The 13,315-nt window shown below is 72.3% G+C and carries 12 protein-coding genes; 6 read left to right on the top strand and 6 right to left on the bottom strand.

Features of this window, described 5'->3' with window-relative positions; all coding sequences use genetic code 11:
* Positions 1–934, bottom strand: a 934-nt coding sequence (locus GTW40_RS18160; RefSeq protein WP_343245734.1) for a M1 family aminopeptidase, incomplete at its 3' end; no start/stop codon positions are given.
* A 112-nt stretch (positions 935–1,046) separates the two neighbouring features.
* Between GTW40_RS18160 and GTW40_RS18155 the strand changes: the two genes are divergently transcribed.
* Positions 1,047–1,538 carry a DUF1203 domain-containing protein gene (locus GTW40_RS18155; RefSeq protein WP_202486066.1) on the top strand — a complete coding sequence of 164 codons (492 nt, stop codon included), beginning with the start codon at positions 1,047–1,049 and terminating at the stop codon, positions 1,536–1,538.
* Positions 1,539–1,617: 79 nt separating this feature from the next.
* On the opposite strand, the gene GTW40_RS18150 is transcribed toward GTW40_RS18155, so the two are convergent.
* Positions 1,618–2,634: an aspartate-semialdehyde dehydrogenase gene (locus tag GTW40_RS18150; protein WP_161181255.1), complete on the bottom strand. Its 1,017-nt coding sequence runs from the start codon at positions 2,632–2,634 to the stop codon at positions 1,618–1,620.
* Between the two features lie 292 nt (positions 2,635–2,926).
* Between GTW40_RS18150 and GTW40_RS18145 the strand changes: the two genes are divergently transcribed.
* The gene (locus GTW40_RS18145; RefSeq protein WP_161181254.1) at positions 2,927–3,475 is read left to right on the top strand and encodes a sigma-70 family RNA polymerase sigma factor; all 549 of its coding nucleotides are present in this window, start codon (positions 2,927–2,929) and stop codon (positions 3,473–3,475) included.
* Position 3,476: 1 nt separating this feature from the next.
* Positions 3,477–4,256: a hypothetical protein gene (locus GTW40_RS18140; RefSeq protein WP_161181253.1), complete on the top strand. Its 780-nt coding sequence runs from the start codon at positions 3,477–3,479 to the stop codon at positions 4,254–4,256.
* Positions 4,257–4,338: 82 nt separating this feature from the next.
* Here GTW40_RS18140 and GTW40_RS18135 read toward each other — a convergent pair whose 3' ends face one another.
* Together GTW40_RS18135 and GTW40_RS18130 are read right to left on the bottom strand one after the other, a co-directional pair.
* Positions 4,339–7,650 (bottom strand): S8 family serine peptidase, encoded by a 3,312-nt coding sequence (locus GTW40_RS18135; RefSeq protein WP_161181252.1) that lies wholly within the window; start codon positions 7,648–7,650, stop codon positions 4,339–4,341.
* Positions 7,651–7,828: 178 nt separating this feature from the next.
* The gene (locus tag GTW40_RS18130; protein WP_161181251.1) at positions 7,829–8,371 is read right to left on the bottom strand and encodes a CGNR zinc finger domain-containing protein; all 543 of its coding nucleotides are present in this window, start codon (positions 8,369–8,371) and stop codon (positions 7,829–7,831) included.
* 136 nt (positions 8,372–8,507) lie between these two features.
* On the opposite strand from GTW40_RS18130, the gene GTW40_RS18125 reads away from it, so the two are divergent.
* Genes GTW40_RS18125 through GTW40_RS18115 form a run of 3 tightly spaced genes read left to right on the top strand, consistent with a single transcriptional unit; the run spans position 8,508 to position 10,369 of the window.
* Positions 8,508–8,957, top strand: coding sequence for a VOC family protein (locus tag GTW40_RS18125; protein ID WP_161181250.1), 450 nt, complete (start codon positions 8,508–8,510; stop codon positions 8,955–8,957).
* 2 nt (positions 8,958–8,959) lie between these two features.
* Positions 8,960–9,868, top strand: coding sequence for a pyridoxamine 5'-phosphate oxidase family protein (locus GTW40_RS18120; protein WP_161181249.1), 909 nt, complete (start codon positions 8,960–8,962; stop codon positions 9,866–9,868).
* Positions 9,869–9,877: 9 nt separating this feature from the next.
* A complete protein-coding gene (locus GTW40_RS18115) occupies positions 9,878–10,369 on the top strand; it encodes an NUDIX hydrolase (RefSeq protein WP_202486065.1) in 492 nt (163 codons plus the stop codon).
* Positions 10,370–10,392: 23 nt separating this feature from the next.
* Here GTW40_RS18115 and GTW40_RS18110 read toward each other — a convergent pair whose 3' ends face one another.
* Together GTW40_RS18110 and pepN are read right to left on the bottom strand one after the other, a co-directional pair.
* A complete protein-coding gene (locus GTW40_RS18110) occupies positions 10,393–11,430 on the bottom strand; it encodes a hypothetical protein (protein ID WP_161181248.1) in 1,038 nt (345 codons plus the stop codon).
* A gap of 232 nt (positions 11,431–11,662) precedes the next feature.
* The coding region (gene pepN, locus GTW40_RS18105) for an aminopeptidase N (RefSeq protein WP_161181247.1) at positions 11,663–13,315 on the bottom strand (1,653 nt) is incomplete at its 5' end.

Raw genomic sequence — 13,315 nt, 5'->3', positions numbered from 1 at the left:
CCATGGTGACCAGGTCGCCGAACCACATGTGGGCCAGCTCGTGCAGGATGGTCTCCGCGCGCATCTCGTACGCCGCGTCGGTCACCTTGGACCGGAAGACGTACTGGTCGCGGATGGTCACCGCGCCCGCGTTCTCCATCGCGCCCGCGTTGAACTCCGGGACGAACAGCTGGTCGTACTTCTTGAACGGGTACTGATAGTCGAACTTCTCCTGGAACCAGTCGAAGCCCTGCCGCGTGACCTCGAAGATCGCGTCCGAGTCCAGGTACTCCGCGAGCGAGGGACGGCAGTAGATGCCGAGCGGCACGGACTGGCCGTCCTTCTCGTACACGCTGTGCACCGAGTGGTACGGGCCGACGATCAGCGCCGTGATGTACGACGAGATGCGCGGGGTCGGCTCGAAGGCCCAGACGTTGTCCTTGGGCTCCGGGGTGGGGGAGTTGGAGATGACCGTCCAGCCCTCGGGCGCCTTCACGGTGAACTGGAAGGTCGCCTTCAGATCCGGCTGCTCGAAGGAGGCGAAGACGCGCCGCGCGTCCGGCACCTCGAACTGCGTGTACAGGTACGCCTGTTCGTCCACCGGGTCCACGAACCGGTGCAGACCCTCACCGGTGTTGGTGTACGCGCAGTCCGCGACCACCCGCAGGACGTTGCGCCCCTGAAGCAGGCCGGGCAGCGCGATCCGCGAGTCCTTGAAGACCTCCGCCGGGTCCAGCGCGTCCCCGTTCAGCGTCACCTCGTGCACGGCCGGGGCGACCAGGTCGATGAAGGACTCGACGTTGTTCTCGGCCACGTCGAAGCGCACGGTGGTCACGGACCGGTAGGTCCCGCCCTCTTGCGCACCGGAAAGGTCGAGATCGATCTCGTACGAGTCAACGGTGAGCAGCTGCGCCCGCTGCCGCGCCTCTTCGCGAGTCAGGTTTGTGCCAGGCACGCGGTCATCTCCTCGTTATGTGTGGGTTGCGCCATCCTTCCACGCAACTTCCGCGAGCGCGATGTCCATATCCCGCCGGTCACCGCGCCGCGCGGCGGCAAACCTGGGGAGCATGACCACACACACGACGACCACTCACGTACCGCGCGCCATCACGGAGCCGGCCCTCGCCGAACTGCGTACGGCGGACGACGCGGGACGACCCCCTGCCCTCGCCGAAGACCCCGAGGGCGGCGCCCCGCTCCGCTGCTGTCTGCGCCGCAGCGAGCCCGGCGAACTCATCGCCCTGGTCTCCTACGCGCCCCTGCGCCGCTGGGCCGCCGAGACCGGGGCCGTGCCGGGGGCGTACGACGAGCAGGGGCCGGTGTTCATCCATGCGGAGGGGTGCGGCGGCCCGGAGTCCGAGGGGCTCGCCTTCACCGAGGCCCACCGGGTGCTGCGCCGCTACTCCCGTGACGGTCACATCCTGGGCGGTCGGCTGGTCACGCCGCCCGAGGACTTCGAGGGCGCCCTCACGGAGGCGTTCGCCGACCCCGAGGTGGCGCTCGTGCACGTCAGGGCGGTGGAGTACGGCTGCTTCCTGTACGAGGTGCGCAGGCCGTAGGGGATGTCAGGGGCGCGCGCCGCCATCGGCACGCGCCCCTGACCCGCGACCCGGGGTCAGCCCTTCAGCCCGGCCGGGGTCAGCCCTTCAGCTCGGCCGCCACCAGCTCCGCGATCTGGACCGCGTTCAGCGCGGCGCCCTTGCGGAGGTTGTCGTTGGAGATGAAGAGGGCGATGCCGTTGTCCACCGTCTCGTCGGCGCGGATGCGGCCCACGTAGGACGGGTCCTGGCCGGCCGCCTGGAGGGGGGTCGGGATGTCGGACAGGGCGACACCCGGGGCCTCGGCCAGCAGCTCGGTCGCGCGCTCGGGGGAGATCGGGCGGGCGAAGCGGGCGTTGACCTGGAGGGAGTGGCCGGAGAAGACCGGGACACGGACACAGGTGCCGGAGACCTTCAGGCCGGGGATCTCCAGGATCTTGCGGGACTCGTGGCGGAGCTTCTGCTCCTCGTCGGTCTCGTTCAGGCCGTCGTCCACGATCGAGCCCGCCAGCGGGAGCACGTTGAAGGCGATCGGGCGCTTGTAGACCTGCGGCTCCGGGAAGTCGACCGCCGCGCCGTCGTGGGTCAGCTTGTCGGCGTCGGCCACGACCTTCTGCGCCTGCCCGTGCAGCTCCGCGACGCCCGCGAGGCCCGAGCCGGACACCGCCTGGTAGGTCGATACGACCAGCGCCTCCAGGCCGGCCTCCGCGTGCAGCACCTTCAGGACCGGCATCGCGGCCATGGTGGTGCAGTTCGGGTTGGCGATGATGCCCTTGGGGCGGTCCGTGATCGCGTGCGGGTTCACCTCGGAGACGACCAGCGGCACCTCGGGGTCCTTGCGCCACGCCGAGGAGTTGTCGATCACGACCGCGCCCTGCGAGGCGACCTTCTCGGCCAGCGCCTTCGAGGTCGCGCCGCCCGCGGAGAAGATGACGATGTCCAGACCGGAGTAGTCGGCGGTCGACGCGTCCTCCACCGTCACACCGTCCAGCACGGTCCCGGCCGAGCGGGCGGAGGCGAACAGGCGCAGTTCGGTGACCGGGAACTCCCGCTCCTGAAGGATCCTGCGCACAACCGTGCCGACCTGACCGGTGGCTCCGACGATTCCGACCCTCACGGCGACTCCCTTGGTTCTGGCTGTCTCTTGCTGCTGTGCCACATCGTTGACCGGGGCTTTTCCATCATGCGGCCGACCCCGGGCCCTCTGTCCAATTCTTTGCCCGGCTTCGCCCGGCCTGTCCCGAGGGGTGGGACACGATCACGGGGGCGGCCGGTTCCCCGCGACGTCCCGCCGACCCTGCCCGCGACCGCCCCGGCCACACGGCCGTGTGACGTACGCCTCGGCGGGCGCGGCCGAACGTTTCCCGCCCCTGCCGCGTCGTAGGGGCGGACGGGTGAGGGGGTGGCTGGTGCTGCGCGGAAGAGCGCGCCGCGGCCAGGGGGCGTACGCCGGTGCGGGGAGCGCCGGGGACGATCCGCTGGACGCGGCACAGGAACGCCGGGTACGGGCGGTGCTCGCACTCGGCGGCGTGCCGCAGTCGGACCTGCCGGACGGGGTGCAGCAGGTCCGGCTGCGGCTCCTGGAGCGGGCCGCGAGCGGGCAGGAGGCGCCCCGGGACGTCTCGGCGTGGGCGGCGGTCGTCGCCTCCAACCTGGCCATGGACTGGCATCGCGCCAAGCGGCGCCAGGAACGCTTGGGGGAGCGCCTGGTCGCCCTGCGCGGGCCCGAACAGCTCCCCTCCGGCGAGGAGGCCAGCGTGCTCTCCCTCGCCGTCGCCCAGGGTCTGGACGAGCTGCCGGACGCCCAGCGCCAGGTGGTGATCCTGCGCTTCTACGCCGACCTGCCGGTGCGCTCGATCGCCGAACAGCTCGGCGTCCCCGAGGGCACGGTCAAGAGCAGGCTGCACACGGCGGTCCGCGCGCTGCGCGCCCGGCTGCACGAGGACGAGGTGGTGTGACATGACCGCCGGACACAAGGACGACGAGGACGACGAGGGCACGGGGGCCTACGGCGGTCTGGACGCGCTGATGGCCGCGATCACCGGTGAGGAGCCGTCCGAGGAGGCCCTCAGGACCCCCCGCTTCCGCCGCGAGCACCGCGCGGCCGAGGCGGACGTGGCCGTACTGCGCCGGGAGCTGACCCGGATCGCGGAGGCGCTGACCGGGGACGAACCGGCCGAGGAGGCACCCGAAGCGGCGGCCACCACCAAGACCACTCCACCCCGCCCCCGCCGACGCCTGCGCGCAGCCCTCCTCACCCTCGCCGCCTCCGCCGCCGTCGGCCTGTTCGGTGTCGGGATCTCCTGGCTGGGGGCCCACAACGCCGGGGGCGGTACGAGCGCGGACTCCGCCGCCTCGGGCGCCAAACTCACCCCGGAGGGGGTGATCGCCTGCGCCCGTGCGGTCGCCGAGGGCACGGTCGAACAGGTCGAACCGGCAGGGCCCGACGGGGTGTTCACCGTCCTCCTGAAGGTGGACCGCTCCTACAAGCCACCGACAGGCGGCCGCTCCGAGCTGACGTTCACCGCCCACGACACCGGCGCACCCCGCTACTACCGCACCGGCGTCCGGATGCTCGTCGTGGTCCCCGGCTCCGCCGCCGAGGACCCGCAGACCTTCCGCGCGGGCGACCCGCCCCCCGAGCCGGACGGCTCCCGGGACGACCTGGAGTGGGGCCGCGTCTGGGTGACCGGGGCGCTGGCGGGGGCAGGCCACCAGTCCTGCCCGGACGGAGGCTGAGCACGCGGAGGCTGAGCACGCCGAAGGGGCGGGCACCGAAGAAGTGCCCGCCCCTCCGCTCACGTCATCTCACGTCACCCCATTACGGCGTGACCGAGCCGATCTTCACACTGCCGCTGCCCGCGACCGTGCCGTGCGCGTTCACCAGCCGGACCCGGCCGAAGAACTCACGCCCGGCCGGGGCCTCGGTGTTGGCCGTGACCTGGCCGGTGACGGTGGCCGAGGCACCGGTGCCCAGCTTCACCGCCGTGTCCGGGACCGTCACGGTGCCGAGGGTCGCGGAGAAGAACAGGTCCCGGTAGTCGTACTCGGTCGTGCCCGAGGGCACCGCGTACCCGACGACCTTGATCGTGTACGTCCCGGCGGCCGGGGACGGCACCGAGACCGCCTCCTCCGAGTCGCCGTCGGCGGACTGGGCGACCTGCTTGCCGCTCGCGTCGTACACGATGAGGTCCAGGTCGGCGGCCTGGTCGGAGACGTTGCCGATGGCCACGTCCAGGGACTCGGCGCCCTCCGGGACGGTCACGGTGGTGGTCTGCGTCTCGCCCTCCTTGATCGAGGGGCGGGCGGACTCGGAGGAGCCCAGGGGACCGCCGACGAGCTTGCCGTCCAGGGCGGCGTACTTGTTGACGACCTTCCAGGAGGCGTCGGCCGGGACGCCGGCCTTGGCCTCGGGCACCGTCACGGTCTCCGGGTCGAAGGCCGCGCCGAGGACGGAGACGTCCAGCTTGTACGGGTTGTCGAGCAGCGGCGAGGTGCGCCGGGCCTCGACCTCGACCTCCCAGACGCCGGGCTGCGGGTCGGCGTAGGAGCGCACGTCGGGCTTGCAGCCGTTGCCGTCGAGGTAGTTGTTGTAGCAGTACGGCGTGCTGGTGTTGTCCACCGGAGTGCCGTACGGGTGGATCGCGATGAACCGGGTCTGGCTGCCCGTCTTCAGGCCGCCGATCGCGACCTCCAGCGCCTTGGCGCCCGCGGGGACGGTCAGGAAGTAGGAGCGGGTGCTGTTGCGCTGCACCGAGCCGGTGAGGGAGCGGGTGTAGTCCACCGGGCTCGCCACCACGACCGTGCTGAGGATCTGCTTGTCGACGCCCTCGGTGAACGGGTCGTCCACCTCGAGGATCGCGCTCTTGAGCCCGGCCGACCGCGGGGCCGCCTGCACCTTGACGGTGACCGGCTGGTTCAGCGGGAGCCGCACCAGGGGGCTGCCGAGGACGCGGAAGGTGTGCTCCGGGTCGTTGACGAAGCGCAGCGTGTGCCAGACCGCGCGGTCCGGGCCGGAGGTGCGGGTGACCGTGACGTCGTACGTCTTGCGCTGGCCGCTCTTCAGACCGCCCTCGCGGTCGTAGAGGCCGGTGCCGAAGCCGGGGGTCTTCAGGGCGTCGTCGAGCGCGGTGTCGACCGGGGCCTTGACCGTGTACTCGTGCGCGGCGGCGCCGTCCCGGATGGAGTCCCAGGCGTCCACGACGTCGATCAGGCCCGCGCCCTCCTCGTAGGCCTGCGCGCCCTTGATGTGGTGCGCGGTCGAGGTGAGCGCGGTGCGCAGCACGGCCGGGGTGAGGGCGATGCCCTTCTGCTTGGCGGCGCTGAGCAGCAGCGCACTCGCGCCCGCGGCCTGCGGGGAGGCCATGGACGTGCCCTGGAGCATCGAGTAACCGGCGGGCAGGGTGTAGCCCGCCTCGGCGACCGGGGAGCCGGGCAGCCAGGTCTGGGTGGTGTTGATCGCGGCGCCGGGCGCGGTGATCGTGGGCGTGAAGCCACCGTCCTCACGCGGGCCGCGCGAGGAGAACGGCATCAGGGCGTACGGGGTCGTCACCGCCGAGCCGTAGTTCGCGGCCCAGGTCTCCTTGGAGATGGCCGCGCCGACCGAGATGACCTTGTCGGCGAGACCGGGGTCGCCGATGGTGTTGGCGCCGGGGCCCGAGTTGCCCGCCGAGATGACCAGCTGGACGCCGTAGTCGTCGATGAGCCGGGTGTACAGCGCGGCGCGTGCGTTGGCGCCGTCGTTCAGCGCGGGCAGGCCGCCGATGGACATGTTGACGATGTCCACGCCCCGCTTGGTCACCAGGTCGATCATGCCCTCGGTGAGCGCGATGTTGGTGCAGCCGCCGGACCAGGTGCAGGCGCGCGAGGAGACGATCTTGGCGCCGGGGGCGGCGCCGTTCATCTTGCCGCCGAACAGGCCGTTGGCGGCCGTGATGCCCGCGACATGGGTGCCGTGCTCGGACTCGATCACGCCGATGTTGACGTAGTCGGCCGTGGCGCCCGAGGAGTTGTAGACGACGTCCTTGCGGATCTCGACCACGAACGGGATGCGCTCGGCGACGTCCGTCTTCGGGTCGTCGGTGCCGAAGTACCCGACCTGGTAGCCGTCCTTGTACGGCTTCATCGGCGGGTTGTTCGTGAAGTCCAGGTCGTCGTCGGTGTCGACGCGGACCGTGCCGGTGGCCGGGTCGTACAGCACGCCCCAGGCGTCGGTGGTGTCGCCGTCGCGGTTGAGGTCGCCCTGCATGTCGCCGCCGGTGGTGGCGGACTCGTACAGGTAGTTGAACTTGTAGGCGCCGGCCGGGGCCTTGAAGGTCTCCGCGGCCGTGCCGGAGCCGACCGAGAAGGACGGGCCGGAGACGCCCACCGTCATCCGCCGCCAGGTGCCGTCGCCGTCGCTCACCGGGTCGGTCGCGGTCACCCAGTCGACGATCTTGCGCTCGCCGGTGGTGGTCTTCTGCAGCGCCGGGTGGCCGAGGTCCACGCCGGAGTCGAGGATGCCGATGGTGACACCCCGGCCGTCGGCCTTGGGGTGGTCCTTGACGAAGTCGACGGCACCGGTCTCGAAGGACGGGTTGTACGGGTTCCTCGCCGGGGTCTTGCTGTTCGGCGCGGGGTAAGTGGTGGCCGTACGGCCCGACTTGGCGCCCTTGGCGGTGTCCGCGCCCGGGGCCGGGTCGTCCAGCGGGATCTCCCGGCGCAGGTCGATCGCCTGCACCGAGGAGAGCTTGGCGGCGGCGGCGATGGCCGAGGCCGCCTTGGCGGTGGGGACGGTGGCGCGGACGTAGCCGACCTTGTCGTAGGTGCGGCCCACCGTGCCGCCGTTCACCGCGTCCAGCTCGTCCGCGACCTGCTCGGTCTGCCCCGGCGCGGTCGCGATCATCATCGTGACGTTCTTGACGCCCTCGGCGCGGGCGTCGGCGAGCAGCGCCGCGTCGTCCGAACCGAGCTTGTCGTGCGCGGACTTGGGCTCGGACGCGGGCGCGGTGACCGGGGCGGACGGCGCGTCCGCGGCGAGAGCGAGCGGCAGGGGCCCGGCCGTGCAGAGCGCGGCGACCACGCCCACGGTGAAGGCCGTACGGGCCAGCCGTCTCGGACCGGGTATCGGATCGCGCTCGGGGGTGTGGGTCATCGGCGTCCCTTGTGAGTGAGGAGTCCTGTGCCGGACGAGCGCACAGCCTTTCCCAAGAGACCGAATTTTGGGGTCCGTTGACCGAATCGATATCGATGTATGGGGAAAACCCGCGATGGGGCGGAGCGATAAGGGTCGGGTTACCCGCGGAATGCGACCGACTCCCTTTCCCTGCCGCTCAGTTCTCCTTCGTGCGGGCGTAATGCCGGGACGCCTTCGCGCGGTTGCCGCACGCGGCCATGGAACACCAGCGCCGGGTGCCGTTGCGGGAGGTGTCGAGGAAACGCAGGACGCAGCTCTCGTGCGCGCAGACGCGCATGCGGTCGGGGGCCCGGGTGATCAGGTGCAGATGGTTCCGGGCGGCGAGCCACGCCGGTCCCCAGGACGGATCTGTGAACTCCGGTTCCTCGCCCGGCCCTTCGGCGGTCAGCCGGACCCGCACCCGCCCGTGCCCGAGCACCGCGTCCACGAGCGGCGCCCCCCGCTCCGGCGGCCCGTCCACCGCGACGGCCAGCGCCTCCCGCGCCTCCCGCAGGTGCCGCAGCGTGCGCTCGTCGGCCGGGTACGCCTCCGCGAGCCCGTTCGACGCGAGCCACACCGCGAGACCGTCCACGTCGGTGAGCAGGTCCCGCGGGGCGCCGTCGCCGTTCCACCGGGTGTTGAGCAGGTCGAGCGCGAGCGGCTCGCCGACGAGCGGGCGGGGGTCGGGCGTCGCGGGCATGGGGACTCCTCTCACTAACCGCTCAAGCGTATGTGACCGGTTGACGCGATCGACTCTAACCTTCTAACGTTGTTGACGAAGGTTAGACATCCTTGACCGGCCGGCCCCGGCGCCGACCGGCCCGAAAGGGGCAGCCATGACTCTGCGCACCGGCCACGCCGGCCTGAACGTCACCGACCTCGACCGCTCGCTCGCCTTCTACCGGGACACGCTGGGCCTCGTCCCCCTCGCCGAGAGCGAGCGCGACGGACGGCGGTACGCGTTCCTCGGCACCCGCGCGGGAGAGGGCCCCGTCCTCACCCTCTGGCAGCAGGCCGCCGGGCCGTACGACAGCGGGCGTGCCGGACTGCACCACCTCGCCTTCGAGGCGGAGTCCATGGACCGGGTCCGGGAGTACGAGGCGGCGCTCAGGGCGGCCGGAGCCGAGTTCGCCCACGCGTCGGTGGTCGCCCACAGGGAGGGCTCCGCCTCGGGCGGGATCTTCTTCCACGACCCCGACGGCACCCGCCTGGAGATCTACGCCGAGAAGGGCGCCGAGGACGCCCCCGCACCGGACGACTCCGCTCCGGCCTGCGGTTTCTTCTAGCCATGAGCATCCACGGCAACGCCCACGGCGTGTACCACGCGGGCTCGCTCGCCGTGCAGGAACGGGCGGGCGAACGCGAGCGCGCCGACCATGTCGGCCGCTCCCTCGGCCAGGACATCAAGCCGGTCGCCGCCGCCTTCCTCGGCCTCCAGCCCCTGCTGATCGTGGGCGCCGCCGACCCCGGCACAGGGCGGGTGTGGGCCTCCGCGCTCTCCGGCGAGCCCGGCTTCGCCCGCGCCACCGGCCCCCGTCAGCTGTCCGTCAGCCCGGACCTGCCCCCGGGTGACCCGCTCACGACCGCCCTCGCCGCCCCCGGCACCCCGGTCGGCACCATCGCCCTCGACCCGTGCACCCGCCGCCGGATGCGCCTGAACGGCCGACTCCGGCCCACGGAACGGGGGTTCGCGGTGACGGCGGACCAGGTGTTCTCCAACTGCCCCAAGTACATCCAGCGGAGAGAGACCTACGAGCGGATCGAGGGGTGCGATCGCGGAGTTCCCGTACGACACGGCCAACTCGACAAGACTGCCGTCGAGTTCGTGGCCTCCGCCGACACCTTCTTCCTCGCCACCGTCCACCCCGGCGGGGCCGACGCGAGCCACCGGGGCGGCAACCCGGGCTTCGTGCGGGTGGATTCACCCCGCGAGCTGAGCTGGCGCGACTACCCGGGCAACGCCATGTTCCTCACCCTCGGCAACCTCCGCGCCGACCCACGCGCCGGACTGCTCTTCCTCGACTGGGCGACCGGCACCACGCTCCAGCTCACCGGCGAGGCGCACACCGAGTTCGGCGCGGACGGCGAGCGCACCGTCCGCTTCACCGTCACCGAGGCGATCAGCACCCCGGCGGCCGTGCCGCTGCGCTGGAGCGCGCCCGGGTATTCCCCGGCCAACCCGGAGCCCCCGCGCTAACGTCCCCCCATGCGACGGAAGTTGAGGGTGGCGGCCTACGCCGTGTGCGTCCGGGACGGACAGCTCCTGCTCGCCCGCTCACCCGCCCCCGACGGCACCCCCGAGTGGGTGCTGCCCGGCGGCGGCATGGAGTCCGGCGAGGACCCGTACGACACCGTGCGCCGCGAGGTCACCGAGGAGACCGGCTACCGCATCGAGGTCACCGGCCTCCTCGGCGTGGACTCCCTCCGGCTGACCCTGCCGGACCGCCGCCTCTTCCGCCGCCCGGCCGACCTCCACGCGCTGCGGCTCGTCTACGCGGGCCGCATCACCGGCGGCGAACTCCGCAACGAGGTGAACGGCTCCACCGACCTGGCCGCCTGGCACGACCTCGCCGCCGTATCCGCCCTGACCCGGGTCCCCCTCATCGACACGGCCCTGCGGCTGTGGCGCGAGCGGCCGCCGACGGGGCACCTGGAGGCGGAGCCACTCCGGGAAGCCCAGGAAGCCCGGGACGACTGAGCGGCCCCGGGACCGCCGCGTCATCAGCGGGGGAGCACCACGACGTACGCCGCCGGATCGCGGTCGCCCGCCGCCATCAGGGCGGTACGGAGCACCGCCGCCTGCTGCTCCGCCGACTCCCGCAGCCTGCGCGGGGTGACGTGGACGACCGTGATCCCGAGCCGCTCCAGGTGCTCCCGCTTGCGCGCGTACTCCGCCCACCGCTCGCCCTCGTCCCGGTGCGGGGCCCTGGTGTCCAGCTCCATCGCCACCGCCTGCTCGGGCCAGTAGGCGTCCACACCGCCCAGGTAGGGGCCGCCGGGCAGCCGCAGGTCCACGTTCCACACCGGGTCGGGCAGGCGGTGCTCGCCCACCAGCCGGTACAGCCGGTCCTCCGCGGCCGCCCTGCCCTCGGCCACCAGCGACTCCACCGCGTCCACCACGTGCGACCGCGACAGCAGCCGCGCCTGGTTCAACTCCCGGACCAGCGCGGCCGGTTCACAGTGCCCCTCGCGCACCGCCTCGGTCAGCAGCAGCCGTACGGTGTCCGCGTCCGTCAGCCGGGCCACCGCGTCGGCCAGCGCGCGCCGCACCGGCGCCACCGGCATCCCGGAGACCGCCTGCGCGGTGGGCAGCTCCGCCGTGCGCCGCACCCGGACGTACCCGGCCGAGCGCAGTCGGCGCAGCCTCGGGACCAGGACGTCCACCCGGTCCGCCGAGGCGAGCGGCGGGGCGGCCGCGAAGCCGTACAGGGCGAGTGCGGCCAGACCGGTGATCATCGCCTCCGCGTAGGGCGAGCGGTGCGGGTCGCCCGCCCTCGGCTGGGCCGGGACGCCCGGGGTGGACTCGCGCGAGGCGTACAGCAGGGCGCCGTGCAGCCGCTCCTCGCTGGTGGGGCTGCCGGAGTGGAGCAGGACGACGTTCGGCAGCAGCAGCCGCCACGGGCCCCCGACCCGGCAGCGCTCGTTCAGCTCGGCCGTCGTCACGCCGTGCGAACGCAGCTGGGCCGCCGACAGCACACGGCGGTGGACCTCGGACAGGTGGCGGAGGGGGCGGGGAGAGAGCGGGGTGTTGTGCGTCATGCCCAACGGAATGCCCGACCCCCGTCCCGCCTGTAACCCCTGTTACACGCTCGTCGAGGAATGCGGACAACGCGGTACTAAAGGACGGGTGTTCGGATGCCGAGTAGGCACCGAAAACCCCTGGTCCGTTCGGGGGAGGACCAGGGGTTACGGGTGGGCGTGCCCGGATTCGGTAACGGTCACCGAGCGGCCAAGTTCAGGCCAAAGCTCAGGCGCAAGGTCAGGCTGAACGTCAGCGTCCGTCGGCCTTCGCGTCGCACGCCTGGGCGCGCAGCGCGCGGGCCAGGTCGTCCCGCGCCTCCAGCACCAGGCGGCGCAGCGCCGGAGCCGCGTCCGCGTGCTCCGCGAGCCACGCGTCCGTCGCGTCCAGCGTCTCCTGACGGTCCTGGTAGGCCGGGAAGAGCCCGCTCACGATGTCCATGCCGATCTGGATGGACCGCTCGCGCCAGATCCGGTCGATCGCCGCGAAGTACTTCTCCGCGTACGGCGCCGTCAGCCGGCGCTGCGAGGGCTGGGAGAAGCCCGCGATCGTCGCCCCGACCAGCGCGTTCGACAGCCGGTCGGACTCCACGACCTGCGCCCACGCCTGCGCCTTGACCGCCGCCGAGGGACGGGCCGCCAGGCAGCGCACCTGGTGCCGCTTGCCGGAGGCGGTGTCGTCGCGGGACAGCTCGGCGACCAGCAGCTCCTCGTCGGCCACCCCGTGCGCGGCCAGCGGCTCCAGGAACGCCCAGCGCAGCTCCTGGTCCACGCTCAGACCCTCGACGGTCTCGGTGCCGTCGAGCAGCGCCTTCAGCAGCGCGAGATCGGCGGGCGCGGCGGCGGCCGAGGCGAAGAACCGGGCCCAGGCCAGCTGGTGTTCGCTGCCCGGCTCCGCCGCCCGCAGCTCGTCGAGGGCGCCCCGCGCCAGCAGGTCGGCGCCGGTCTCCCGCCACTCGGGCGCCGCGTAGCGCTCCAGGGCCGTACCCGCCCAGGCGTGCAGCATCTGGAGCACGCCGATGTCGGACTCGCGGCCCGCGAAGCGCAGCACCAGCTCCAGGAAGTCCCGCGCGGGCAGCAGCGCGTCCCGGGTCAGGTTCCACAGCGCGGACCAGACGAGCGCGCGGGCGAGCGGGTCGGACAGCGCGCCCAGGTGCTCGCGCAGGGTGGCCAGCGAGGTCTCGTCGAAGCGGATCTTGCAGTAGGTCAGGTCGTCGTCGTTGACGAGCACCAGTTCCGGGACCTGGGCGCCGACCAGTTCCGGCAGCACCGTGCGAGGGCCCACGATGTCGGTCTCGATGCTCTCGTAACGCTCCAGCGCACCTTCGTCGTCGCGCCGGTACAGGCCCACCTTCACGCGGTGCGGGCGCAGTTCGGGGTGCGACTCGGGAGCCTCCTGCACCACCGCCAGCTCGTCCACCCAGCCCTCGGGGTTCACCAGCACCTGCGGGGTGAGGGAGTTGACCCCGGCCGTCTGGAGCCACGACGCGGCCCACGCCGTCATGTCCCGGCCGCTGGTCTCCGCGAGCACCGAAAGCAGGTCGCCCAGGCGGGTGTTGCCGTACGCGTTGCGCTTGAAGTAGCGGCGGGCCCCTTCCAGGAAGGCGTCCTGCCCGACGTACGCCACCAGCTGCTTGAGCACCGAGGCGCCCTTGGCGTAGGTGATGCCGTCGAAGTTGAGCTTGGCGTCCTGGAGGTCACGGATGTCGGCCGTGATCGGATGCGTCGAGGGCAGCTGGTCGGCGCGGTAGGCCCACGCCTTGCGGCGGTTGGCGAAGGTCGTCCAGGCGTCCTTGAACCGGGTCGCGCCCACGTTCGCGAAGGTGCCCATGAAGTCCGCGAAGGACTCCTTCAGCCACAGGTCGTCCCACCACACCATGGTGACCAGGTCGCCGAACCACATGTG

It is taken from the genome of Streptomyces sp. SID4985, from assembly GCF_009863025.1.
GTDB lineage: Bacteria > Actinomycetota > Actinomycetes > Streptomycetales > Streptomycetaceae > Streptomyces.
This window is presented reverse-complemented; position numbering and strand designations above follow the sequence as displayed.

Bases quoted from the DNA above. Each gene is read 5' to 3' on its own strand.
- GTW40_RS18120 (WP_161181249.1), top strand. From the start codon at position 8,960: ATGAGCATCCACGGCAACGCCCACGGCGTGTACCACGCGGGCTCGCTC.
- GTW40_RS18115 (WP_202486065.1), top strand. From the start codon at position 9,878: ATGCGACGGAAGTTGAGGGTGGCGGCCTACGCCGTGTGCGTCCGGGAC.
- GTW40_RS18140 (WP_161181253.1), top strand. From the start codon at position 3,477: ATGACCGCCGGACACAAGGACGACGAGGACGACGAGGGCACGGGGGCC.
- GTW40_RS18155 (WP_202486066.1), top strand. From the start codon at position 1,047: ATGACCACACACACGACGACCACTCACGTACCGCGCGCCATCACGGAG.
- GTW40_RS18135 (WP_161181252.1), bottom strand. From the start codon at position 7,650: ATGACCCACACCCCCGAGCGCGATCCGATACCCGGTCCGAGACGGCTG.
- GTW40_RS18125 (WP_161181250.1), top strand. From the start codon at position 8,508: ATGACTCTGCGCACCGGCCACGCCGGCCTGAACGTCACCGACCTCGAC.
- GTW40_RS18110 (WP_161181248.1), bottom strand. From the start codon at position 11,430: ATGACGCACAACACCCCGCTCTCTCCCCGCCCCCTCCGCCACCTGTCC.
- GTW40_RS18130 (WP_161181251.1), bottom strand. From the start codon at position 8,371: ATGCCCGCGACGCCCGACCCCCGCCCGCTCGTCGGCGAGCCGCTCGCG.